Raw genomic sequence first — 21,363 nt, 5'->3', positions numbered from 1 at the left:
GCGCGCCGCTGCGCGGGCACCCTGGCCGGCTTTGTGCGGGCCGAAGGGACGATCGAAGCTGTTGGCTTGAAAGCAAGCAGCTTGGAAAACCTTTGAACGCAGAAGTCGCCAAGACTTCGCAGAAGACGCAGAAGAGTCATTTGCCGTTCATCAAGGAAGCTTGATCAGCAACAAGTCTCAGACCGTGTTGTGGGAGCGGGTTTGCCCGCGATGAGGCGTCTCATCGCCACCAACGCTTGATCGCGGGCAAGCCCGCTCCCACACAGCGGATGCGGTCCGCGCGTCATCTGAAATTTCTTGATAGTCAAGCACTTGTGAAAGCTCGCACAAGGTTTCCACCCGCTTGTTCTGCGCCTTTTGCGAAGTCTTGGCGTTCTCTGCGTTCAAGAATTCAGCGCATCCTCAAGCCGATCGCTTGCCCATCAACGATCCGCAGGGGGGACCTTGAAAATTTTTTCAAGCATCAAAAACGGCTTTTGCGCCCAACTGCCGGGCGCCAGCAGCTCCTCTTATTGAACTACCCAACCCCGCCAAATGGCTATCGCCTGTTGACCTTCCGGGTTGCGGTATTTTTTGCTGGGAATCTGCGGGCTTTCGCCTTACACTGCCCGGCGTTGCCACACACCCGGTAACAACTGCATGCCTCCAGCGGGCTTGACGCGATCAAGCCTCGGCATTCGGAGGTGGGGTCTTCTCGTGCTGTACCGCCCCGCTTCATTGCATCGCTCCATTTCTCTGCGCCATGGCACGATCCACCGTTCTCATCGTCACGCCCGAGCAGACGCGCTCGCTCGAAGTCGACACGCGCCTGCTCGCCTGGTTGCGGCCGCTGCTGCTGGGCCTGGGCGCCAGCACGGCGCTGCTGGCGGCGGGGCTGGTGGGCCTGGGCGCGCAGCATCTCACCTCACGCGCCGACAGCCAGCAGGCGCTGGACGAGCGCCGGCAGGAGATCGACGCGCTGCGGCGCGAAGTGGCCGACCTGAAGAACTTCACCTCGGCCGAGATCAATGCCAAGCTCGCGGCGCTGCAAAAATCAGAGCAGATGATCGGCGATCTGCAGACCTACCTGCAGGCGCGCGGCGTCAACGTCAAGCCGGTCTCCGCCGCGCCGCCCAGGGGCCAGCCCAACCCCGCCGCCGGCGGCCCGGCGCTGCAGGCGCACGTTGGCAAGCCGGTGCCCTATACCGGCAGCTTTGCGCGCGATGCCGGCAACCTGCTGGAGGTGCTGCAATCCGTGCCGCTGGGCCTGCCGCACGGCGGCGCCATGTCGTCGGCCTTCGGCGAGCGCCCCAACCCCTTCACCGGGCGCGGCAGCGAGTCGCACGGCGGGCTCGACTTCAAGGGCACCACCGGCGAGCCGGTGCAGGCCACGGCCAGCGGCAAGGTCGTGTTCGCCGGCTGGCAGGGCGGCTATGGCAACGTGGTGCAGGTGGCGCACGCCCACGGCTACACCACGCTGTACGCCCACCTGTCGCGCATCGACGTGGAGCGCGGCCAGCCCGTCACCGCGGGCGACACCGTCGGCCTGCTCGGCTCCACCGGCCGCTCCACCGGCCCGCACCTGCATTACGAGGTGCAGCGCCGCGGCGAGCGGCTCGACCCCGAGCAGTTCCTGGCGCTGAACGACGCCGCCGCTTCCAACCCCTGACCGCAGCGAGGCCCGCGCATGTTCGGCTCCAAAGACAAATCCCCCACCCGCGTGCCCGACAGCGGCGCCGGCAGGCAGATCGACACCGTCATCGCCGAGCACTGCACGCTGGCGGGCGACCTGACGACCAAGAACTCGATCAAGCTCGACGGCCGCATCGAAGGCACGCTGCGCGCCGAAGGCCGCGCCATCATCGGCGAGACCGGCAGCGTGAAGGGCGACGTGCACGCCGCCGACCTGCTGGTGCTCGGCCGGCTGGAGGGCAACGTGCACGCCCAGCGCCTGCACCTGCACGCCAGCGCGCAGATCCACGGCAACATCGAGGCCGAGACCCTGCAGGTCGACCCCGGCGCGCGCTACCAGGGCAGCGTGACCATGCGCGATGCCGGCGCCGCCAGCCCCGCCGTGCTGCCCTTCGCGCCGCCCGCCGACAAGGCCGCCAAGGGCTGACGCCCGCACCCCCCGGCCCGCCTGCGCCCCCGCCCGCCTGCGCCCACGTCGCAGGCATGGCACACCGCGACACCCGCCTGTCACCGCTTCTGCGGTAAGCTGTACCGTTGCTGGCGCCCCCGTGCGCCGGCGGCCAGGCACTCATAGCCTGCGGCTAAACATAGATTAGATAAAATGAATCACAAATCCAATAGCTCTAATCTATACTTCATCCATCGCAACTTCATCAACCCAGGAGAACACGCATGTCGTCTTTGATCAACACCAAGGTCCAACCCTTCAAGAACCAGGCTTTCCACAACGGCCAATTCGAGGAAGTGACCGAGAAGAACCTGTCGAACGGCAAGAACTGGTCCGTGGTGATCTTCATGCCCGCCGCCTTCACCTTCAACTGCCCGACCGAGATCGAGGACGCGGCCGAGCACTACGCCGAGTTCCAGAAGGCCAACGCCGAGGTCTACATCGTCACCACCGACACGCACTTCAGCCACAAGGTGTGGCACGAGACGTCGGATGCCGTCGGCAAGGCCAAGTTCTTCCTGGTGGGCGACCCCACGCACCAGCTGACCAACGCCTTCGGCGTGCACATCCCTGAAGAAGGCCTGGCCCTGCGCGGCACCTTCGTGATCGACCCCAGCGGCACCATCAAGACCATGGAAGTGCACAGCAACGAAATCGCCCGCGACGTGACCGAAACCGTGCGCAAGCTGAAAGCCGCCCAGTACACCGCCGCCCACCCCGGCGAAGTGTGCCCCGCCAAGTGGAAGGAAGGCGAGAAGACGCTGAAGCCCTCGATCGACCTCGTTGGCAAGATCTGATGACCGGCGGCGCTGCGCGCCGCCGATGACCTCGCTTCGCATCGATGACGCGCCTTGCGGCGCATGACCAGAACCCGTCATGGCGCGCCAGCGCCGTCATTGAAGCCGAAGGCGAAGTCATTCCGTCATCGAACACCCGCCGAACGGCGACAGGGCGCCCTGCCTTGCCGTTCGGCTTTTTATTGAACAAATCAGGCTCTAGCGCCCGCCAGACAAGCGCCAGAAGCTATCAAACAAGGAGCACCCACCATGTTGGACGACGACATCAAGCAACAACTGACCGCCTACCTCGAGCGCGTGAAGGAGCCGTTCGAGATGGTGGCCTCGCTGGACGACGGCGACAAATCGACCGAACTGCGCGAGCTGCTGGAGGAAATCGCCGCCGCCCGCCCCGACAAGATCACGCTGCGCACCGATGGCAGCGACGCGCGCAAGCCCTCGTTCACCCTCGCCCGCCCAGGCAGCGGCACGCAGCTGCGCTTTGCCGCCATCCCCATGGGGCATGAATTCACCAGCCTCATCCTGGCCCTGCTGTGGACCGGCGGCCACCCGCCCAAGGTCGAAGTCGATGTGCTGGAGCAGATCAAGGCCCTCGACGTCGACCTCGACTTCGAGGTCTACATGAGCCTGTCGTGCCACAACTGCCCCGACGTGGTGCAGGCGCTCAGCCTCATGAGCATCTACAACCCGCGCATCAAGACCACGATCATCGACGGCGGCCTGTTCCAGAACGAGATCGAAGAACGCGAAATCATGGGCGTGCCCACCGTGTTCCTGAACGGCGCGTTCTTCGCCAACGGGCGCATGAGCGTGGAAGAAATCATCCAGAAGGTCGACACCGGCGCCGCCAAGCGCGATGCCGAACGCCTGAGCGCCAAGGCCCCGTTCGAGGTGCTCATCGTCGGCGGTGGCCCCGCTGGCGCGGCGGCTGCGATTTATGCAGCACGCAAGGGCATCCGCACTGGCGTCGTGGCCGAGCGCTTCGGCGGCCAGGTTAACGACACCATGGAAATCGCCAACTACCCCGGCATCCCCGAAACCAACGGCCCCGCCTACGCCGCCGCGCTGGAGCAGCACGTGCGCAACTACGAGGTCGACATCATGAACACGCAGCGCGTGGCCGAACTGGTGCCCGCCGCGCAGCCGGGCGGCTACGTCACCGTCAAGCTCGACAACGGCGGCCAGCTGCGAAGCCGCACCGTCATCCTGGCCACCGGCGCGCGCTGGCGCAACGTCAATGTGCCGGGCGAGCAGGAATACAAGACCAAGGGCGTGGCCTACTGCCCGCACTGCGACGGCCCGCTGTTCAAGGGCAAGGACGTGGCCGTCATCGGCGGCGGCAACTCGGGTGTCGAGGCCGCCATCGACCTGGCCAACGTGGTCAAGCACGTCACCGTGTTCGAGTTCCTGCCCGAGATGAAGGCCGACGCCGTGCTCATCAAGAAACTGAAGAGCCTGCCCAACGTCACCATCCACACCAACGCGCAGACCACCGAAATCACCGGCGCGGGCGGCAAGGTCAACGGCCTGAAATTCAAGCACCGTGCCGACGGCACGGATGCCAAGGTCGATCTGGAAGGCGTGTTCGTGCAGATCGGCCTGGTGCCCAACACCGAATTCCTGGGCGACGTGGTCGAGCGCAGCAAGTTCGGCGAGATCGTCGTCAACGCGCGCGGCGAGACCAACGTGCCCGGCGTGTTCGCCGCCGGCGACTGCACCACGGTGCCGTACAAGCAGATCGTGGTGGCGGCGGGGGCGGGCTCCACGGCGGCGCTCAGTGCATTCGACTACCTGATCCGCACGCCGGCGCCGGAGAGTGCCAAAGCGCAGGTCAGTGAAGCGGTCACGGCGTGAACCTTGCGCGAAAACGCGCACCATAAAGAAAGCCCCGCGCAGATAGCGCGGGGCTTTTGTCTTTCAAGGCACCAGCGTCGGCTTCGTTCTGATCAAGCGGCGGTCACGATTTCGGGCAGATCCGGTCGAACATGGCGCTGTCAGTGACTTGCGAGGGGTCGTGCTTCTCGAACTCTGGTCCAAGCGCGCTGATCGCCTCCTGGCTCGGTGCTGGAATGAAACCCACCAGATAGCGCCCCGGCTTGCCGTAGTCCCTTACGTCGACGGTATAGCGATATCCCCGCAACCGGGCGAGCTTGGCGAAACTGCAGGCAATGAACACCGACGATGCGACCGATGGCCCGTAATTGAAATGAACATCCACTACGGATGTCCCTTGGTAACGCGCCACCTCTTCGACGATAACGTCGACATTCTGGCTACCCTCGGCGCGCGCATTCGCCGTGAACAATGGCGTTTCAGTTTGCGCGGGCGTTCCGGCACATGCGGCGAGCGCGACGAGCAACAGGAGCAGGAATTGTCTGTACGCCAGCATGGAATCCTCAGCGAAACATCGGGAGCAAAAAAAAAAAGCGTGGGGTTGTTAAGCAGAGGGAACCTGGTCAGTTTTTCAATCCTTGCGTCGCTTCCTGCTCACCGGCGCCTTCTCGTTATACGCCAGCGCCCGCCGCACCCATTCCTCCAGCGCCGCGTCAGTCTCCAGCACGGCACCATCGACATCGATATAGCCACGATAGGGTTTGCCGTTCATGACCACGGTGCTGCAACCCTCGCGCGCTGCCAGTTCGTCGTGCTGCGCCGGGTCGATGCGCACCATCAGTTCGCGCTCGATGGCGTTGATGCACATCTTGTCGTTCACTAGGAACGCGGTGGCGCCAAACATCTTTTTCTCCACCACCTGCGGCACGTCGGCCAGGCGCTGGCGGATGCGGTCGAGCAGCGACAGTGGCGAGGTCATCGGGGCTCCTTGGCAGCGGCGCGGCCGGTGCGACCGCGCGGGGCATCATGCCATGCGCTGCCGCCCGCGCGGCGGTTGACATCACCTTGAGTTGCTCCACGGCACGCCGGCCGTGACGGCCTACAAGCCCGTGGCGCGCAGGATGGCCCCGCCATGGCCGGCGCAGCCGAAGGCCTCGAAGCGGGCCTGGCAGATGCCGCGCGCGGCCTTGCGGGCGGCCTCCAGCGCCTTGCGCGGGTCGAACTCGGCGGGCTGGCGGGCGAAGGCCTCGCGCATGGCGCCGGTCATGGCCAGGCGGATGTCGGTGTCGATGTTGACCTTGCGCACGCCGTGGCGGATGCCGCGCACGATTTCCTCGACGGGCACGCCGTAGGTCTCGCGGATGTCGCCGCCGTACTGGCGGATGAGGGCCAGCCACTCCTGCGGCACAGACGACGAGCCGTGCATCACCAGGTGCGTGTCGGGGATCTGCGCGTGGATGGCGGCGATGCGGTCGATGGCGAGGATGTCGCCGGTGGGCTGACGCGTGAACTTGTAGGCGCCGTGGCTGGTGCCGATGGCGATGGCGAGCGCGTCGACGCCGGTGCGGGCCACGAAGTCGCGCGCCTGCGCGGGGTCGGTCAGCAGCATGTCGTGCGTGAGTTTGCCTGCGGCGCCGACGCCGTCTTCCTCGCCCGCCTCGCCCGTCTCCAGCGAGCCCAGGCAGCCCAGTTCGCCCTCGACCGAGACGCCGACGGCGTGCGCCATCTCGCACACGCGGCGCGTCACGTCGACGTTGTAGTCGTAGCTGGCGGGGGTCTTGGCGTCTTCGCGCAGCGAGCCGTCCATCATCACGCTGGTGAAGCCCGAGCGGATGGCCTGCAGGCACACCGCCGGGCTGGCGCCGTGGTCCTGGTGCAGCACGATGGGCAGGCGCGGGTGCGATTCGGCCGCGGCCAGCACCATGTGGCGCAGGTAGGGCTCGCCCGCGTACTTGCGCGCGCCGGCCGAGGCCTGCAGGATCACCGGGCTGTCGGCGGCCTGGGCCGCTTCCATGATGGCCTGGATCTGCTCCAGGTTGTTGACGTTGAAGGCGGGCACGCCGTAGCCGTGGCTGGCGGCATGGTCCAGTACGGTGCGCAGGTTGACAAGGGGCATGGTGGGTCTCCTGATGAATTCTTGAATGAAAAGTGGCTCCAACGCCCGCCGGACGGGCGCTAACAGCTATGAATTGATGACCAACATCAGTCCGTGGCGGGCACCGCGCGCAGCGCGTCCCAGGCCTGGTGCAGCGGGGCGAAGCCATCGAACACGGCGTCGGGCGCGCTGTCGCTGACAGGGCGGCCCATGTTGTAGCCATGGGTCAGCAGCCACACCGGCACGCCGGCAGCGCGCGCGGTGGCGGCGTCGATGGACGAGTCGCCCACGAACAGCGCACGCGCGGGCTCGATGCCAAAGGCCGACAGGCAGCCCAGCAGGCCGGCCGGGTCGGGCTTCCTGGTGGGCAGCGTGTCACCGCACACCACGCGGTCGAGCCACGCGCCCAGCCCATGCGCGGCCAGCACGCGCTCGGTGAAGCGCGTTTCCTTGTTGGTGACCACGCAGGTGCGCACACCTTGCGCCCGCAGCGCCTGCAGCAGCGCCACTGCGCCGTCATACGGGCGGCTGCGCGTGCCGCAGCGCAGCAGGTAGTCGTGCTCGAACTGGGCGTAGGCCTCGGCCAGTTCGCGCGAGGGGCGCACCCGCGCCGCGTCCACGCGCCGGGCAGCGGCCATGGCCTGGATCAGCAGTTCGCGCGTGCCGTGGCCGATCCAGCCGATGACGCGGTCGGGCGGCATGGCCGCCAGGCCCAGGCGGGTCAGCGTGTCGTTGACCGCGTCGCCGATCTCGGGCGCGGTGTCGATCAGGGTGCCGTCGAGGTCGAAGGCCACCAGGGCGGGCTGGATCATCGTGGCGCGGCCTTCACGCGGGTACGGCGGCGTGCGGGGCGCGCTGGCCGGCGCGCACGCGGCTGCGCACGGCATCGGCCACGCACTGCGCGGTGATGCCGAAGTGCGCATACAGGTCCTTGGCCGGCGCCGATTCGCCGAAGCTGGCGATGCCCACCACGGCGCCGGTGCGGCCGACGTACTTGCGCCAGAAGTCGGGGTGCGCCGCCTCCACCGCCACGGCGGGCAGGTGCGGCGGCAGCACGGCGTCCTGGTAGGCGGCGTCCTGGCGGTCGAACACGTTGGTGCAGGGCATCGACACCACGCGCGTGGCGATGCCCTCGCCCGCCAGGGCGGCCTGCGCGGCCATGGCGACGGTCAGCTCGGAGCCGGTGCCGATCAGCACCGCCTGCGCGCCTTCCATGTCCGACAGCACGTAGCCACCGCGGCGGATGGTGCCGGCCGCCACCTTGCCGCCGGTCAGGTTGGGCAGGTTCTGGCGCGACAGGGTCAGCGCGGTCGGGCCGTCGGCGCGCTCGATGGCGCAGGCCCAGGCCACAGCCGTTTCCAGCCCGTCGGCTGGGCGCCAGACGTCGAGGTTGGGGATCAGGCGCAGGCTGGGCAGATGCTCCACGCTCTGGTGCGTGGGGCCGTCCTCGCCCAGGCCAATGCTGTCGTGCGTGAACACGTGGATCACGCGCAGCTTCATCAGCGCGGCCATGCGCACCGCGTTGCGGCTGTAGTCGCTGAAGGTGAGGAAGGTGCCGCCGTAGGGGATGAAGCCGCCGTGCAGCGCCATGCCATTGAGCGCGGCCGCCATGCCGAATTCGCGCACGCCCCAGGACAGGTGGTTGCCCGCGCGGTCGCGCCCGGCCACGGTGCAGCCCTTGAAGTTGGTGAGGTTGGAGCCCGTGAGGTCGGCCGAGCCGCCGAACAGCTCGGGCAGCAGCGGCGCCAGCGCATCCAGCGCGTTCTGGCTCGCCTTGCGGGTGGCGATGGCGTCGGGCCTGGCGGCGATGGCCTCGAACAGCGCAGGGAGCCGGCTTGCAAAGTCTGCCGGCAACTCGCCCTGCATGCGGCGTTCGAACGCCGCCGCCGCCTCGGGGAAGGCGGTGCGATAGGCCTCGAAGCGCTCGCGCCAGGCGTGCTCGGCAGCACGGCCGCGCTCGCGTGCATCCCAGGCCTGCGCGACCTCGGCCGGCAGCTCGAACGGTGCGTGCGACCAGCCCAGCGCGTCGCGCGTGGCCTGCACTTCGTCGGCACCCAGGGCGGCGCCATGCACGTCGTGCGTGCCGGCCTTGCCCGGCGATCCCTGGCCGATCACGGTCTGGCAGCAGATCAGCGTGGGCTTGCCGTCGGGCCGCGCGGCCTGCGCGCGCGCGGCGCGCAGGGCGGCGTCGACGGCGGCGGGGTCGTGCCCGTCCACCTTGGGGATCACGTGCCAGCCATAGGCTTCAAAGCGCTTCGGCGTGTCGTCGGTGAACCAGCCCTCGACATGGCCGTCGATGCTGATGCCGTTGTCGTCGTACAGCGCGATCAGCTTCGACAGGCGCAGCGTGCCGGCCAGCGAGCAGGCCTCGTGGCTGATGCCTTCCATCAGGCAGCCGTCGCCCATGAAGACGTAGGTGTGGTGGTCGACGACCATGTGGCCCTCGCGGTTGAACTCGGCCGCCAGCAGCTTCTCGGCCAGCGCCATGCCCACGGCGTTGGCCAGGCCCTGGCCGAGCGGGCCGGTGGTGGTTTCCACGCCGGGCGTGATGCCGACCTCGGGGTGGCCGGGTGTCTTGCTGTGCAGTTGGCGAAAGCGCTTCAGCTCGTCCACGGCCAAGTCATAGCCGGTCAGGTGCAGCAGCGCGTACAGCAGCATCGAGCCGTGGCCGTTGGAGAGCACGAAGCGGTCGCGGTCGGCCCAAGCCGGGTTGGCGGGGTTGTGCTTCAGGTGCCGGTTCCACAGTACCTCGGCGATCTCGGCCATGCCCATGGGCGCGCCAGGGTGGCCGCTCTTGGCCTGTTCGACCGCGTCGACGGCCAGCATGCGAATCGCGTTGGCCATCTGACTGGCGAGTTCGGGTTCTGGAATGCTCATGTGAGGTCAGGGATGGTGGAGAGAGTTCAAGAACAGCCGGACGCAGAGGACGCAGAGATCACGCAGAGGACGCAAAAAGAAAAACCGAAGGTCTCTTCCAGTGGGTCACGGCGCGCGCGGGGCAAGACATCTCTTGCCGTGTCTTTTGCGTCCTCTGCGAATTTCTTGCGTCCTCTGCGTTCGGTTTTTTGACTGTTTCAACCGTTGCCCAGCACCCGCTTGCGCCGCTCCTGCATGCGCCACACGAAGGGCGTGAAGATCAACTGCATCGCCAGTTCCATCTTGCCGCCCGGCACCACGATGGTGTTGGCGCGGCTCATCCACGAGTCGTGGATCATGTTCAGAAGGTACTGGAAGTCGATGCCCTTCGGGTTGGCGAAGCGGATCACCACCATGCTCTCGTCGGCGCTGGGGATGTCGCGCGCGATGAAGGGGTTGCTGGTGTCCACCACCGGCACGCGCTGGAAATTGACGTGGGTGTGCGCGAACTGCGGCACGATGACGTTCACGTAATCGGGCATGCGGCGCAGGATGGTGTCGGTGACGGCCTCGGTGCTGTAGCCGCGCTGATGCTTGTCGCGCCACAGCTTCTGGATCCACTCCAGGTTGACCACCGGCACCACGCCGATGCGCAGGTCGGCATGCTGGGCGATGTTGTGCTCCGGCGTGATCACCGCGCCGTGCAGGCCCTCGTAGAACAGCATGTCGGTGTCTTCGGGCAGCGTCTCCCAGGGCGTGAAGGTGCCGGGCTCTTGCTGGTAGGGCGCGGCTTCCTCGGCGTTGTGCAGGTACTTGCGCGCCCTGCCCTGGCCGCTTTCGCCGTAGCTGCGGAACAGCGCCTCCAGCTCGCCGAACAGGTTGTTGTCGGCGCCGAAGTGGCTGAAGTGCTTGTTGCCCTGGCGCTCGGCCTCGGCCTGGCGCTGCTTCATCTCCTGGCGGTCGTAGCGGTGGAAGCTGTCGCCTTCGATGATGGCGGCGGTGATGCCCTCGCGGCGGAAGATGTTCTGGAAGGTGCGCGTGACCGTGGAGGTGCCGGCGCCGGACGAGCCGGTGATGGCGATGATGGGATGGCGTTCGGACATGGTGGTGGACCGGCTGTGAAATGAGAGTCAAACAGGGCTCTAGCACCCGTCCCACGGGCGCAACCAGCTATCAATAAAGAAGCATCAAAGCGCCACTTCCTCGCGGAACAGGCTGCGCTCGCCGAACAGCGGGTGGTGCGTGTCGACGGCCTTGGCAGGTTCGGCGTGGTAGCGCTCGATGCGCTCGACCTCGTTCTTCGAGCCGAAGATCAGGCCGATGCGCTGGTGCAGCGCCGTGGGCTGCACGTTCAGCAATGGCTCGCGGCCGGTGGAGACGCGCGCCCCCGCCTGCTCCATGATGAAGCCGACCGGATTCGCCTCGTACAGCAGGCGCAGGCGTCCTGGCTTGGCCAGATCCTTGGTGTCGCGCGGGTACATGAAGATGCCGCCGCGCATCAGGATGCGGTGTGCCTCCGCCACCATGCTGGCGATCCAGCGCATGTTGAAGTCCTTGCCGCGCGGGCCGGTCTTGCCGGCCAGGCATTCGTCCACGTAGCGCTTGACCGGCGCCTCCCAGAAGCGCGCGTTGGAGGCGTTGATGGCGAACTCCTGCGTGTCCTCGGGCACCCGGATGTCGGGGTGCGTGAGCATGAACTGGCCGAGGTTCGGGTCCAGCGTGAAGCCGGCCACGCCGTTGCCCACCGTGAGGATCAGCATGGTGGTGGGGCCGTACAGCGCGTAGCCGGCTGCCAGCTGCTGGCAGCCCGGCTGCAGGAAGTCGGCCTCCACCACATCGCGGCCCGAGTCGATGACCTCCTGTGGCGCGCGCAGCACGCTGAAGATGCTGCCCACGGTGACGTTGACGTCGATGTTGCTGGAGCCATCCAGCGGGTCGAACACCAGCAGGTACTTGCCGCGCTGCAGCGTGGCCGGGATCTGGTAAGGCTCGTCCATCTCTTCGGACGCCATGCCGGCCAGCTGGCCGCCCCACTCCGTCATCTGGGTGAAGTAGTCGTTGCTGATAACGTCGAGCTTCTTCTGCTGCTCGCCCTGCACGTTGACGGCGGTCGACACCTCGGCCGCCGGGTTGCCCAGCACGCCGCCCAGTTCGCCGAAGGCGACCGAGCGCGCGATCGCCTTGCAGGCCAGCGCCAAGTCGAGCAGCAGCGCGTTGAAGTCACCGCTGGCGCCGGGAAAGCGGCGGCGCTGCTCGATCAGGTATTGCGTCAGGGTGAAGCGGCGGGGCGTGACCATGAAAGAAATCCTCGGGTACTCGGGTCATGGCTGTGGCGTGCTCTGCGCGTGCCATTCGCGCAGCTGGGCGACGCTGACGCCAGCCAGATCGGGCAGCACGCGCAATGCGCCGGTGAAGTCGTGGTGGGCGGTGAAGTCGTTCGGCGTGACGATGGTGGCCAGCTTGGCGGTGCGCGCGGCCATCAGGCCGTTGGCCGAGTCCTCGAAGGCCAGGCAGGCGGCGGCCGGCACAGCCAGGCGCGCCAGCGTCTGCTGGTAGACCATGGGGTCGGGCTTCTTGCGCGGCGCCGTCGACGCATCCTCGACCACGGTGAAGAACCGCTGCCAGTCCGGCCCGATGGCGCGCCGCAGCAGCGCGACGATGTTGACCGCCGAGGTGGTGGTGGCAATGGCCAGGCGCAGGCCTTCGGCGTGCGCGGCCTCGATCAGCGCCAGCACGCCGGGGCGCAGCTGCACGGCGCCGTCGCGCACCGCTTGCTCATAGGCAGCGGTCTTGAGTTCGTGCAGGCGCGCGATCGTGGCCTGCACGCGGTTGCCGAGGTCGGTCACGTCGGGCCTCACCTGCTTCCAATAGTGCAGCATGCGCTCCTTGCCGCCGGAGACTTCCAGAAGCTGGGTATAGAGCGGCACGTCCCATTGCCAGCCGATGCCCTCCTGGGCGAAGGCCTGGTTGAAGGCGGCCAGATGGGCCAGCTCGGTGTCGGCCAGCGTGCCGTCGACGTCGAAGATCAGGGCTTGAAGGGTCATGGCTTGGCCTCTTGCGTGAACACGCGGCTGGCCAGGATGTCCTCGGCCGCGAGGGTGCTCAGGTCGTCGGCCGTGAGTTGCCGGTCGCGGTCGGCGAACAGGCGGCTGGCCTGGCGCAGGCGCGCGCGATCCAGCGCGTTGCGCACGCTGCGCGCGTTGGCGAAATGCGGCTGGGCGATGCGGCGATCCAGGTAGCGGGCAAACGCGTCCTGCGCGCCATCGCCGAAGCGGTAGTTCTGCGCGCCCAGCATCTGCTGCGCGATCTGCATCAACTCGCCCGCGCTGTAGTCGGGGAAGTCCAGATGGTGCGCGATGCGGCTGCTCATGCCGGGGTTGGACTGGAAGAAGGTGTCCATGCGGTCCTTGTAGCCGGCCAGGATCACCACCAGGTCGTCGCGCTGGTTCTCCATCACCTGCAGCAGGATCTCGATCGCCTCCTGCCCGTAGTCGCGCTCGTTCTCGGGGCGGTACAGGTAGTAGGCCTCGTCGATGAACAGCACGCCGCCCATCGCCTTCTTCAGCACTTCCTTGGTCTTGGGCGCGGTGTGGCCGATGTACTGGCCCACCAGGTCGTCGCGCGTGACCGCCACCAGATGCCCTTTGCGCACATAGCCCAGGCGGTGCAGGATGGTGGCCATGCGCATGGCCACCGTGGTCTTGCCGGTGCCGGGGTTCCCGGTGAACGACATGTGCAGCGGCGGCGCCTGCGAGGTGAGCCCCAGGTTGCCACGCAGCTTGTCGATCACCAGCAGCGCGGCGATGTCGCGGATGCGTGCCTTTACCGGCGCCAGGCCGACCAGGTCGCGGTCCAGTTCGGCCAGCACGTCCTCGACCTGCGACTGAGCCAGCACCTCGCCCACCGTGCGTGCTCGGGCGACGGCCTCGGCCACCGCCGATGGCGCCGGCACGTCGGCTGGCGCGGCCACGCCGGGGATGCGGTACAGCGGTGCGTTCATGGTCGAGTCCGTGCCGAGGTTCAAACGTGGGATCGGAACGCCCTCTCCCCTGCCCGGGGAGAGGGGGCCAGAACGCTCAGTAGCGCTCGGCCTCGGGCTTGTCGGTGGCGTAGCTGTGCACCGTGTAGCGCATCGAACGGCCCTGCACCTCCTGGCGCACCAGGCCGAAGCCGGGTTCCTTCTTCGGCCGGTTGACGATGAAGCTCATGGCGATGCTTTCCACGCCGCGCGTCGAGTCGAAGGCCATCAGGCGGATGTAGTGGTTGGGGAAGGCCTTGCGGCAGTCCTTCAGCTCGCCCAGCACGCCGGCGGCGTCCTTCAGGTCGAACATGGGCATGCCGAACATCTCCCAGTAGGTGTTGCGCGGGTGCGGGTCGTCGGTGTATTCCACGCTCCAGGCATAACCCTTGTTCAGACCGTATTCGATCTGCGCCGTAATCTCGGCGTCGGTCAGGTCGGGCAGGAAGCTGAACTGGCCTTGCGTGAGGCGGCCGGTGGGGTTGGTCATCATGATGGGCGCTCCTTTGGGGCTCGGAGAAAAGGGTCAGAAGTCCGTACGCAGAGGACGCAGAGGTTTCGCAGAAGGCGCAGAAGATTCAATGGAATGCAACCGTAGACACCAGCAAAGAATTTCTGTGTTTCTTCTGCGTCCTCTGCGAAACCTCTGCGTCCTCTGCGTCCGGCTGTTGGGGTTTGGGGGTCAGGCCACCGCCGGCGTCACCGCGTAGTCGCTGGTGTCGGTGCTCGCGTAGTTGAAGCTGATGTCGCCCCACGTATCCAGCGCGGCCTTCAGCGGGCCGCAGTGCTTGGCGGCGTCCTTCAGGATCTGCGGGCCTTCGTTCTTGATGTCCTTGCCTTCGTTGCGGGCCTTGACCATGGCCTCCAGCGCCACGCGGTTGGCCACGGCGCCGGCCTGGATGCCCTGCGGGTGGCCGATGGTGCCGCCGCCGAACTGCAGGATCACGTCGTCGCCGAACAGGTCCAGCAGCTGGTGCATCTGGCCGGCGTGGATGCCGCCGGAGGCCACGGGCATGACCTTCTTGGTATCGGCCCAGTCCATGTCGAAGAACAGGCCGCGCGGCAGGTCGGTCTTCGTATACGCGTCGCGGCAGACGTTGTAGTAGCCCTGCACGGTGAGCGGGTCGCCCTCCAGCTTGCCGACGGCGGTGCCGGTGTGCAGGTGGTCGCTGCCGGCCAGGCGCAGCCACTTGGCGATCACGCGGAAGCTCACGCCATGGTTCTTCTGCCGCGTGTAGGTGCCGTGACCGGCGCGGTGCATGTGCATGATCATGTCGTTCTTGCGGCACCAGTTGGCCATGCTCTGGATGGCCGTCCAGCCGATCACCAGGTCGACCATGACGACCACGCTGCCCAGGTCCTTGGCGAACTCGGCGCGCTCGTACATGTCTTCCATCGTCGCGGCGGTGATGTTCAGGTAGCTGCCCTTCACCTCGCCGGTGGCGGCGCTGGCCTTGTTGACGCCGTCCATCACGTACAGGAAGCGGTCGCGCCAGTGCATGAAGGGCTGCGAGTTGATGTTCTCGTCGTCCTTCATGAAGTCCAGGCCACCCTTCAGGCCTTCGTAGATCACGCGGCCGTAGTTGCGGCCCGACAGGCCCAGCTTGGGCTTGGTGGTGGCGCCCAGCAGCGGGCGGCCGAACTTGTCGAGGCGCTCGCGCTCGACCACCAGGCCGGTGGGCGGGCCCTTGAAGGTCTTGACGTAGGCCACGGGGATGCGCATGTCCTCCAGGCGCGCGGCCTTCAGCGGCTTGAACGAGAACACGTTGCCGATCAGGCTGGCCGTCATGTTGGCGATCGAGCCTTCTTCGAACAGGATCAGGTCGTAGGCGACCCAGGCGAAGTACTGGCCGGGGTTGTTGGGCACCGGCTCCACCTTGTAGGCCTTGGCACGGTAGCTGTCGCAGGCCGTCAGGCGGTCGGTCCACACCACCGTCCAGGTGGCGGTGCTGGATTCGCCGGCCACGGCGGCGGCGGCTTCCTCGGGGTCCACGCCGTCCTGCGGCGTGATGCGGAACAGGCAGATGGTGTCCGTGTCGCTGGGCACGTAGTCGGGCATCCAGTAGCCCATCTGCGTGTACTTCAGCACGCCCGCGCTGTAGCGCTTCTTGGCGTCGGTGATCTGACCTTCGGTGGTGGCGGCGGACATCGGGGGCTCCTTGTGGATCGGTCGGTGGGACGTCGATGGCGTGAAATATAAAAACTCACTTAAGTAAGGTAAATTCACATTTTCTTATCAATGGGTTCAGAAATCACTGAATGAGGAACGCCACCTTTCGCCAGCTGCGGGTGTTCAGCGAGGTCGCCCGCCACCTCAGCTTTGCCCGCGCGGCCGAGGCGCTGCACCTCACCCCGCCCGCGGTGACGATGCAGGTCAAGGAGCTGGAAGCCCATGTCGGCCTGCCGCTATTCGACCGCTCGGGCCGCCAGGTGGCGCTGACCACGGCGGGCGAATACATGCTGGTCTACGCGCGCCGCATGCTGGCCACGCTGAAGGACGCCGAGGATGCCGCCGCGCGGCTGAAGGGCGTGGAGCTGGGGCAACTGGTGATCGGCATGGTGAGCACGGCCAAGTACTTCCTGCCCAAGCTGCTGGCGCGCTTTCGTGAAGAGCACCCCGGCGTGGACATCCGCCTGGCCGTGGGCAACCGCGAGCAGCTGGTGGCGCTGCTGCACGCCGGCGAGGTGGACATTGCCATCATGGGCCGCCCGCCCAAGGAGCTGGCCACGCGCGCCGAGCCCTTCGCCGCGCACCCGCACGTGTTCGTGGCGCCGCCGGGGCATGCACTGGTGCACGCGGGCACGGTGCTGCCGGGGCAGCTGGGCGATCAGCCCTTTCTGATGCGCGAAAGCGGCTCCGGCACACGCGCCGCGCTCGAGCAGTTCCTGGAAGCGCAGCACGTGACGGTGAGCACCGCCATGGAGATGTCCAGCAACGAAACCATCAAGCAGGCGGTGATGGCCGGCATGGGCCTGTCGTTCCTGTCGCTGCACACCATCGGCCTGGAGCAGCGCCACGGCCTGATCGCGGTGCTGGACGTGCGGGGCGCGCCGGTGGTGCGGGCCTGGAACTGCGTGCACACGCTGTCCAAGCTGCTGTCGCCGGCGGCCGAGGCGTTCCGCTACTTCATGCTCGAACGGGGAGAACGATTCCTGGCGGCGGAATTCAGCCCCGTGCCCGAGAACGCGGCGCCCTGACCCGCGCCGCCGCGGCGCACAGGGGCGGCTACCCGGCCCCGGCGTCGGCCGCGCGCTTCCAGGCCTGCGCGGCAGCGGCTTCGTCGCCCCGCTGTTCGGCCAGCTGCGCCAGCGCGCGCCAGGCGTGGCGACGCAGGCCGTCGTCCTGCAGCGAGCGCGCCGCCTGCGCCAGCAGCATCTGCGCCCGGCCCCACAGGCCGCGGTGCAGGCAGGCCATGCCGGCCAGGTACTGCAGGGTCGGATCGCGCGGGTTGGCCTGCGCGGCGGATTCGATGCGGGCCAGCCACTCCTGGTCGGACGCCTCGCCGGTGGTGAGCATGCCCGCCTCCAGCACGCGTGCCAGCCGCACACGCTGGGCGCTGGAGAAGGATTCGGGCAGCGCCAGCATCTCGTCCCACACCGGGTGCAGCCACTGGCGCGCCACCGCATGGTCGCCCCCCAGGGCCAGCAGGCGCTGGGCGGCGCGCAGGGCCAACTCGGGCGTGCGGCGCTCGGCGGGGTCGAGCGTGTCCCACACCGCCTGCAACTGGCCCGGATCGTGCGCCTGACCGATCAGCTCGGCCGACAGGCTGCGCACCAGGCTGCGCGCGGCCTCGGGCGAGAAGGCGCGGTGCTTGGCCAGCAGGCGCGCGGTGTCCATGGCGTCGGCGATGCGGCCGTGCTGGCGCGCCGCCTTGAGCTTGATGCGCAGCGCGGCGGTGCGGCGCTGGGCGCCGGTGGGCAGCTCTTCCAGCCGGGCCAGGGCGCCGGCCGGGTCGCGGTCGTTGAGCGACCAGCGGGCAGCGCGCAGCAGCACGCCTTCGCGCAGTTCTGCGGCGGTGCCCGGGCGGGCGGCGGTCTTCAGCGCCTGGTCCAGGTGCGTGTCGCGCGTGGCGTGGTCCTGCAGGGCATGGGCGCTTTCGGCCGCCGTCACGTGCGCCAGGGTGCGCAGGGCCGTGGCGTGCGGCGGCGCATCGCCCGCCTCCACCAGCGCCTGCTCGCGCGCCAGCGCACCCTCGGCCGCCTTGCGCGCGCGCAGAAAGCGCCCGGCGGCATATTGCGTCATGGCGTCCAGCAGCGCGGTGTGCGTGGCGCGTTCGCGCTGCTGGGCGCGCCAGCGGCGGGCCTGGCGCGGCAGCTCCAGCGCCGCCGTCAGCGCGCGCAGCGCCAGGTGCAGCAGCACGAACAGGCCGACCAGCAGCAGCAGCACCAGGTTGACCGACAGGTCCACCCGGTGCGGCGGCCAGAAGATGGTGACGGTGCCGTCGTTGTCGCCCGTGAACAACGCCAGCGCCACCGCTGCCGCGAACAGACCCATGAGCCACAGGGCGGCGCGCATCGCTTCAGCGCTCGCCGGCGGTGGCGTTGGTGGCGGCCACGGCGTTGCCCAGGGCCACCAGGGTGTCGTCCACGCGCGGCAGGTCGGCCGATTTGGTGCTGGCCTGGATCTGCTGCAGCAGCGTGGCGGCGCCCTGGGTGCGGCGCGAGGCCGGGTCGAACCAGGTGCCGAGCGAGGCGGACGCCGCCGCAAGGTCGCTGCGTGCCGCCTCGTACTGCCGCGCCAGGATGGCCAGGCGCGCGCCTTGCAGGCGCAGCTTGAGGTTCTCGCGCACGAAGAACACCTGCTCGGGCGCCATCATGCTGGCCTCGGGCCGCTCGACACGGCTCACGCGCAGCAGGCCCTGGGCCTCGGTCTGCACGTTGTGCCACAGGCGGGCCCACCAGCTTTCGGGGGCCGGCGCCGGCGCGCCGCGCAGGCCGCCGTTGCCCATGCTGGCGCGGCCCACGTCGTTGGCGGCGGGCAGGTCGTCAACCTGGCGCAGCAGCTGGTCGATGCGCGACAGCAGGCCGGCGGTGTCGGGGATGCTGGCGGCCTTCACGCGCTCCAGGTCGCGCGCGACGGTGCGCACCACCGGCGACAGCCGCGGGTCGCTGGAGCGCGCCAGGCGCCGCTCGGCGGTGCGCAGCGCTGCCAGCAGGGGCTCGACGCTGCCGGTCAGCTGCGCCTGGTCCTGCGCCACGCGCACGGCGGCTTCCAGCTCCACCGCCAGGTTCTCGTCGCGCGCACGCGCCACGCTTTGCACCAGGGTGTCGAGCTGCGCGCGGTAGGCCACCATGTCGGCCACCTTGGTTTCCAGCGCGGCCACCTTGCCGGTCATCTCGCGCGTGGATTCCTCGGCCTGGCGCGCCAGCGTGCGCGCCTCGACCGACTGGTTGCCCGTTTCGGCACTCTGGCGTGCCAGCTGCTCCTGCATGCCGGCCACCTTCTGCCACAGCAGCACGCTCACCGTGAGGCCCACCGCCGCCAGCAGCCAGGCGGCCACCAGGCCGGGCTGCACGCCACGCACGCGCACCACGCGCGCCGCAGGCTGGGCGCGAGCCGGTGCTACCGGCGGTACGGAAGGGGATGGGGCCGCCTCCGGCGCCGGCAAGGCCGGCGGTGCAGCCGGCGCGGGCGGCAAGGCGGGGGTCGGCTCGGCGGTCATGCAAGCTGGCAACGGCCGTTGGACGCGCCCGAGCGCAGCGCGCCGGGGGTGCCACGCAAGACGCGAGGACGGCACAGGCGCGTGCCTGTCAAGACGAGCAACGCCGCATGGCGCGGCCAGGGCGGTGCGATCGGGTGCGTAGCGCGCTCACTCCCCAGATGAACGCCATCGAAGCAGGAGAGGTCAATGTTCATGAGGCTGTGTTGAAGAGCGCAGGCGGTCAACTGCTGTTGCCCAGGTTCAAGGATTCTATCGACGCGGCCACCGCCTCCAGCGTGGGCCGGGTGTCGTGCACGGCGCCAAAACCGGCCGCCCGCGCGGCATCGCCGATGCGCGGGTGCGTGACCAGTGCGCGCGCGGCCGACCAGTCGGTGCCGGGCAGGCACTGGCACAGGTTGGTGATGGCCTCGGAACTGCTGAACAGCCACAGCGCGCCGTCGGCCGCCGCCGCGCGGGCGCGCGCCTGCTGCGCGGCACTCAGCTGGGGCGGCAGGCGGCGGTAGGCGGCCACCTGGTCAACCTGCGCACCGGCCCCCACCAGCTGCGCCACCAGCCAGTCGCGCCCGGCCGCCACGCCATCGGCGCCGCCACCGCGCACGATGAGCACGCGCGTGCCGGCCCGGGCCTGCGGCGCCACGCGCGCCCACAGCGATTCGGAGTCGAACTGCGGCGCATCATGGGCCGGCGCATCGATGCGCGCGGCCGGCCAGCCGGCGCGCAGCAGCGCGGCGGTGGTGCCCGGGCCGGGCGACCACGCTCTGGTATCAATAGCTGCCAGCACTTGCTGGACGGGCGCCAGAGCCTGATTTGGCTGCAAGAACCCATCCACCGCATTGCCGCTGACGAACATGGCCGCGTGGTAGTCGCCCAGGCGCGTGCGCGCGTCCGCCAAGTCGCCGGCCATGGGCTCGGGCACGATGTCGATGAGCGCGAAGGCTTCGGCGCCGATGCCGCGCCCGGCCAGCTGCAAGACCCAGCGTTCGGCCTCGCGCGCGGGGCGGGTCACCAGCACGGGCGGTGGCATGGCGGTCAATGCGCGCCGCCGGCGCGCAGCTCGGCCGCCACGCGCTCGCCCAGGGCTGCGGCGGCGGCCAGATCGGCCACCGGGGCGCGGCCTTCGGCCGTCACCAGACGCGGCGCGCCTTCCGGGTCGCCCCAAGCGGCGCGCAGGTGCACCACGCCATCGGCCAGCGTGGCATGCGCGGCCAGCGGCATCGAGCAGCTGCCGCCCATGGCGCGGCTGACGGCGCGCTCGGCGGCCACGGCCAGCCAGGTGGTCTGGTCGGCCAGCGGGGCCAGCGCGCCCGCCAGATCGGCGCGGCCGGCGCGGATTTCGATGCCCAGCGCGCCCTGCCCCGCCGCCGGCAGCATCTCGTCGGTGCTGAAGATGTGGCGGATGCGGTCGCCCAGGCCCAGGCGCTTGAGGCCCGCCGCCGCCAGCACGATGCCGGCGTACTGGCCCTCGTCCAGCTTGCGCAGGCGCGTGTCGAGGTTGCCGCGCAGCGGCTCGATGCGCACGTCCAGGCGCTGCATTTTCGAGAGCGCCGCGCGCAGCAGCACGGTGCGCCGCAGGCTGGATGTACCGATCACGGCGCCGGGCGGCAAGTCGGCCAGCGTGGCGCAGCCGGCCGACACCCAGGCATCGCGCGGGTCTTCGCGCGCCATCACGCAGGCCAGCTCAAAGCCGGCGGGCAGCTCCATCGGCACGTCCTTCAGCGAATGCACGGCGATGTCGGCGCGGCCTTCTTCCAGCGCGGTTTCCAGCTCCTTCACGAACAGGCCCTTGCCGCCGACCTTGCTGAGCGTGCGGTCCAGGATCTGGTCGCCGCGCGTGGTCATGCCCAGCAGCGCCACGGCGTGGCCGCGCGCCCGCAGCAGGGATTGGACGTGCTCGGCCTGCCACAGGGCCAGGCGGGACTCTCGGGTGGCGATGGTGATTTGCGGGGAAGACATGGGCTGGGATGCTAGCGGATGCGTGGCGG

Annotated in this window: 20 protein-coding genes; 5 read left to right on the top strand and 15 right to left on the bottom strand. The window is 68.7% G+C overall.

Annotation, left to right across the window (positions count from 1 at the left end; all coding sequences use genetic code 11):
• Window positions 1–742 precede the first annotated feature (742 nt).
• From ACFSCU_RS10625 to ahpF, 4 genes are all read left to right on the top strand, one after another.
• The gene (locus ACFSCU_RS10625) at window positions 743–1,648 is read left to right on the top strand and encodes a M23 family metallopeptidase (RefSeq protein ID WP_180551203.1); all 906 of its coding nucleotides are present in this window, start codon (window positions 743–745) and stop codon (window positions 1,646–1,648) included.
• Window positions 1,649–1,666: 18 nt separating this feature from the next.
• Window positions 1,667–2,098 (top strand): bactofilin family protein, encoded by a 432-nt coding sequence (locus tag ACFSCU_RS10620; RefSeq protein ID WP_180551202.1) that lies wholly within the window; start codon window positions 1,667–1,669, stop codon window positions 2,096–2,098.
• Between the two features lie 245 nt (window positions 2,099–2,343).
• Window positions 2,344–2,916 carry an alkyl hydroperoxide reductase subunit C gene (ahpC, locus tag ACFSCU_RS10615; protein WP_180551201.1) on the top strand — a complete coding sequence of 191 codons (573 nt, stop codon included), beginning with the start codon at window positions 2,344–2,346 and terminating at the stop codon, window positions 2,914–2,916.
• Window positions 2,917–3,165: 249 nt separating this feature from the next.
• Window positions 3,166–4,770: an alkyl hydroperoxide reductase subunit F gene (gene ahpF, locus ACFSCU_RS10610; RefSeq protein ID WP_377560646.1), complete on the top strand. Its 1,605-nt coding sequence runs from the start codon at window positions 3,166–3,168 to the stop codon at window positions 4,768–4,770.
• 103 nt (window positions 4,771–4,873) lie between these two features.
• Here the strand turns inward: ahpF and ACFSCU_RS10605 are convergent, their stop codons facing one another.
• From ACFSCU_RS10605 to ACFSCU_RS10555, 11 genes are all read right to left on the bottom strand, one after another.
• The gene (locus tag ACFSCU_RS10605; protein WP_180551200.1) at window positions 4,874–5,305 is read right to left on the bottom strand and encodes a hypothetical protein; all 432 of its coding nucleotides are present in this window, start codon (window positions 5,303–5,305) and stop codon (window positions 4,874–4,876) included.
• A 75-nt stretch (window positions 5,306–5,380) separates the two neighbouring features.
• Window positions 5,381–5,728: a TfoX/Sxy family protein gene (locus ACFSCU_RS10600; RefSeq protein WP_180551199.1), complete on the bottom strand. Its 348-nt coding sequence runs from the start codon at window positions 5,726–5,728 to the stop codon at window positions 5,381–5,383.
• A 120-nt stretch (window positions 5,729–5,848) separates the two neighbouring features.
• Window positions 5,849–6,865, bottom strand: a complete 1,017-nt coding sequence (gene fba, locus ACFSCU_RS10595; RefSeq protein ID WP_180551198.1) for a class II fructose-bisphosphate aldolase — start codon at window positions 6,863–6,865, stop codon at window positions 5,849–5,851.
• An 86-nt stretch (window positions 6,866–6,951) separates the two neighbouring features.
• Window positions 6,952–7,656 carry a phosphoglycolate phosphatase gene (gene gph, locus ACFSCU_RS10590; RefSeq protein WP_377560645.1) on the bottom strand — a complete coding sequence of 235 codons (705 nt, stop codon included), beginning with the start codon at window positions 7,654–7,656 and terminating at the stop codon, window positions 6,952–6,954.
• 13 nt (window positions 7,657–7,669) lie between these two features.
• On the bottom strand, window positions 7,670–9,721 hold the full coding sequence (tkt, locus tag ACFSCU_RS10585) for a transketolase (RefSeq protein ID WP_377560643.1): 2,052 nt from the start codon (window positions 9,719–9,721) through the stop codon (window positions 7,670–7,672).
• Window positions 9,722–9,918: 197 nt separating this feature from the next.
• Window positions 9,919–10,803 carry a phosphoribulokinase gene (locus ACFSCU_RS10580; RefSeq protein WP_180551197.1) on the bottom strand — a complete coding sequence of 295 codons (885 nt, stop codon included), beginning with the start codon at window positions 10,801–10,803 and terminating at the stop codon, window positions 9,919–9,921.
• A gap of 84 nt (window positions 10,804–10,887) precedes the next feature.
• Window positions 10,888–11,997, bottom strand: coding sequence for a class 1 fructose-bisphosphatase (locus tag ACFSCU_RS10575; RefSeq protein WP_180551196.1), 1,110 nt, complete (start codon window positions 11,995–11,997; stop codon window positions 10,888–10,890).
• Window positions 11,998–12,021: 24 nt separating this feature from the next.
• The gene (locus ACFSCU_RS10570; RefSeq protein ID WP_180551195.1) at window positions 12,022–12,744 is read right to left on the bottom strand and encodes an HAD-IA family hydrolase; all 723 of its coding nucleotides are present in this window, start codon (window positions 12,742–12,744) and stop codon (window positions 12,022–12,024) included.
• Window positions 12,741–13,700 carry a CbbX protein gene (cbbX, locus tag ACFSCU_RS10565; RefSeq protein WP_180551194.1) on the bottom strand — a complete coding sequence of 320 codons (960 nt, stop codon included), beginning with the start codon at window positions 13,698–13,700 and terminating at the stop codon, window positions 12,741–12,743. The genes ACFSCU_RS10570 and cbbX overlap by 4 nt, the downstream gene beginning before the upstream one ends.
• Before the next feature lie 76 nt (window positions 13,701–13,776).
• A complete protein-coding gene (locus ACFSCU_RS10560; protein WP_180551193.1) occupies window positions 13,777–14,211 on the bottom strand; it encodes a ribulose bisphosphate carboxylase small subunit in 435 nt (144 codons plus the stop codon).
• A gap of 189 nt (window positions 14,212–14,400) precedes the next feature.
• Window positions 14,401–15,867: a form I ribulose bisphosphate carboxylase large subunit gene (locus ACFSCU_RS10555; RefSeq protein ID WP_180551192.1), complete on the bottom strand. Its 1,467-nt coding sequence runs from the start codon at window positions 15,865–15,867 to the stop codon at window positions 14,401–14,403.
• 110 nt (window positions 15,868–15,977) lie between these two features.
• Between ACFSCU_RS10555 and ACFSCU_RS10550 the strand changes: the two genes are divergently transcribed.
• The gene (locus ACFSCU_RS10550; protein WP_180551191.1) at window positions 15,978–16,916 is read left to right on the top strand and encodes a LysR family transcriptional regulator; all 939 of its coding nucleotides are present in this window, start codon (window positions 15,978–15,980) and stop codon (window positions 16,914–16,916) included.
• A 28-nt stretch (window positions 16,917–16,944) separates the two neighbouring features.
• Here ACFSCU_RS10550 and ACFSCU_RS10545 read toward each other — a convergent pair whose 3' ends face one another.
• From ACFSCU_RS10545 to hemC, 4 genes are all read right to left on the bottom strand, one after another.
• A complete protein-coding gene (locus ACFSCU_RS10545; protein WP_377560642.1) occupies window positions 16,945–18,234 on the bottom strand; it encodes a heme biosynthesis protein HemY in 1,290 nt (429 codons plus the stop codon).
• A gap of 4 nt (window positions 18,235–18,238) precedes the next feature.
• Window positions 18,239–19,381, bottom strand: a complete 1,143-nt coding sequence (locus ACFSCU_RS10540; protein WP_377560640.1) for a uroporphyrinogen-III C-methyltransferase — start codon at window positions 19,379–19,381, stop codon at window positions 18,239–18,241.
• A 220-nt stretch (window positions 19,382–19,601) separates the two neighbouring features.
• Window positions 19,602–20,405, bottom strand: a complete 804-nt coding sequence (locus ACFSCU_RS10535; protein WP_377560639.1) for a uroporphyrinogen-III synthase — start codon at window positions 20,403–20,405, stop codon at window positions 19,602–19,604.
• A 5-nt stretch (window positions 20,406–20,410) separates the two neighbouring features.
• On the bottom strand, window positions 20,411–21,334 hold the full coding sequence (gene hemC / locus ACFSCU_RS10530) for a hydroxymethylbilane synthase (protein ID WP_180551190.1): 924 nt from the start codon (window positions 21,332–21,334) through the stop codon (window positions 20,411–20,413).
• Between the last annotated feature and the right edge of the window lie 29 nt (window positions 21,335–21,363).

The organism is Ottowia beijingensis (assembly GCF_042680925.1).
GTDB classification, from domain to species: Bacteria; Pseudomonadota; Gammaproteobacteria; order Burkholderiales; family Burkholderiaceae_C; genus Ottowia; species Ottowia beijingensis.
The sequence above is the reverse complement of the archived record's forward strand: the minus strand, read 5'-3'. Positions and strand labels throughout refer to the sequence as shown.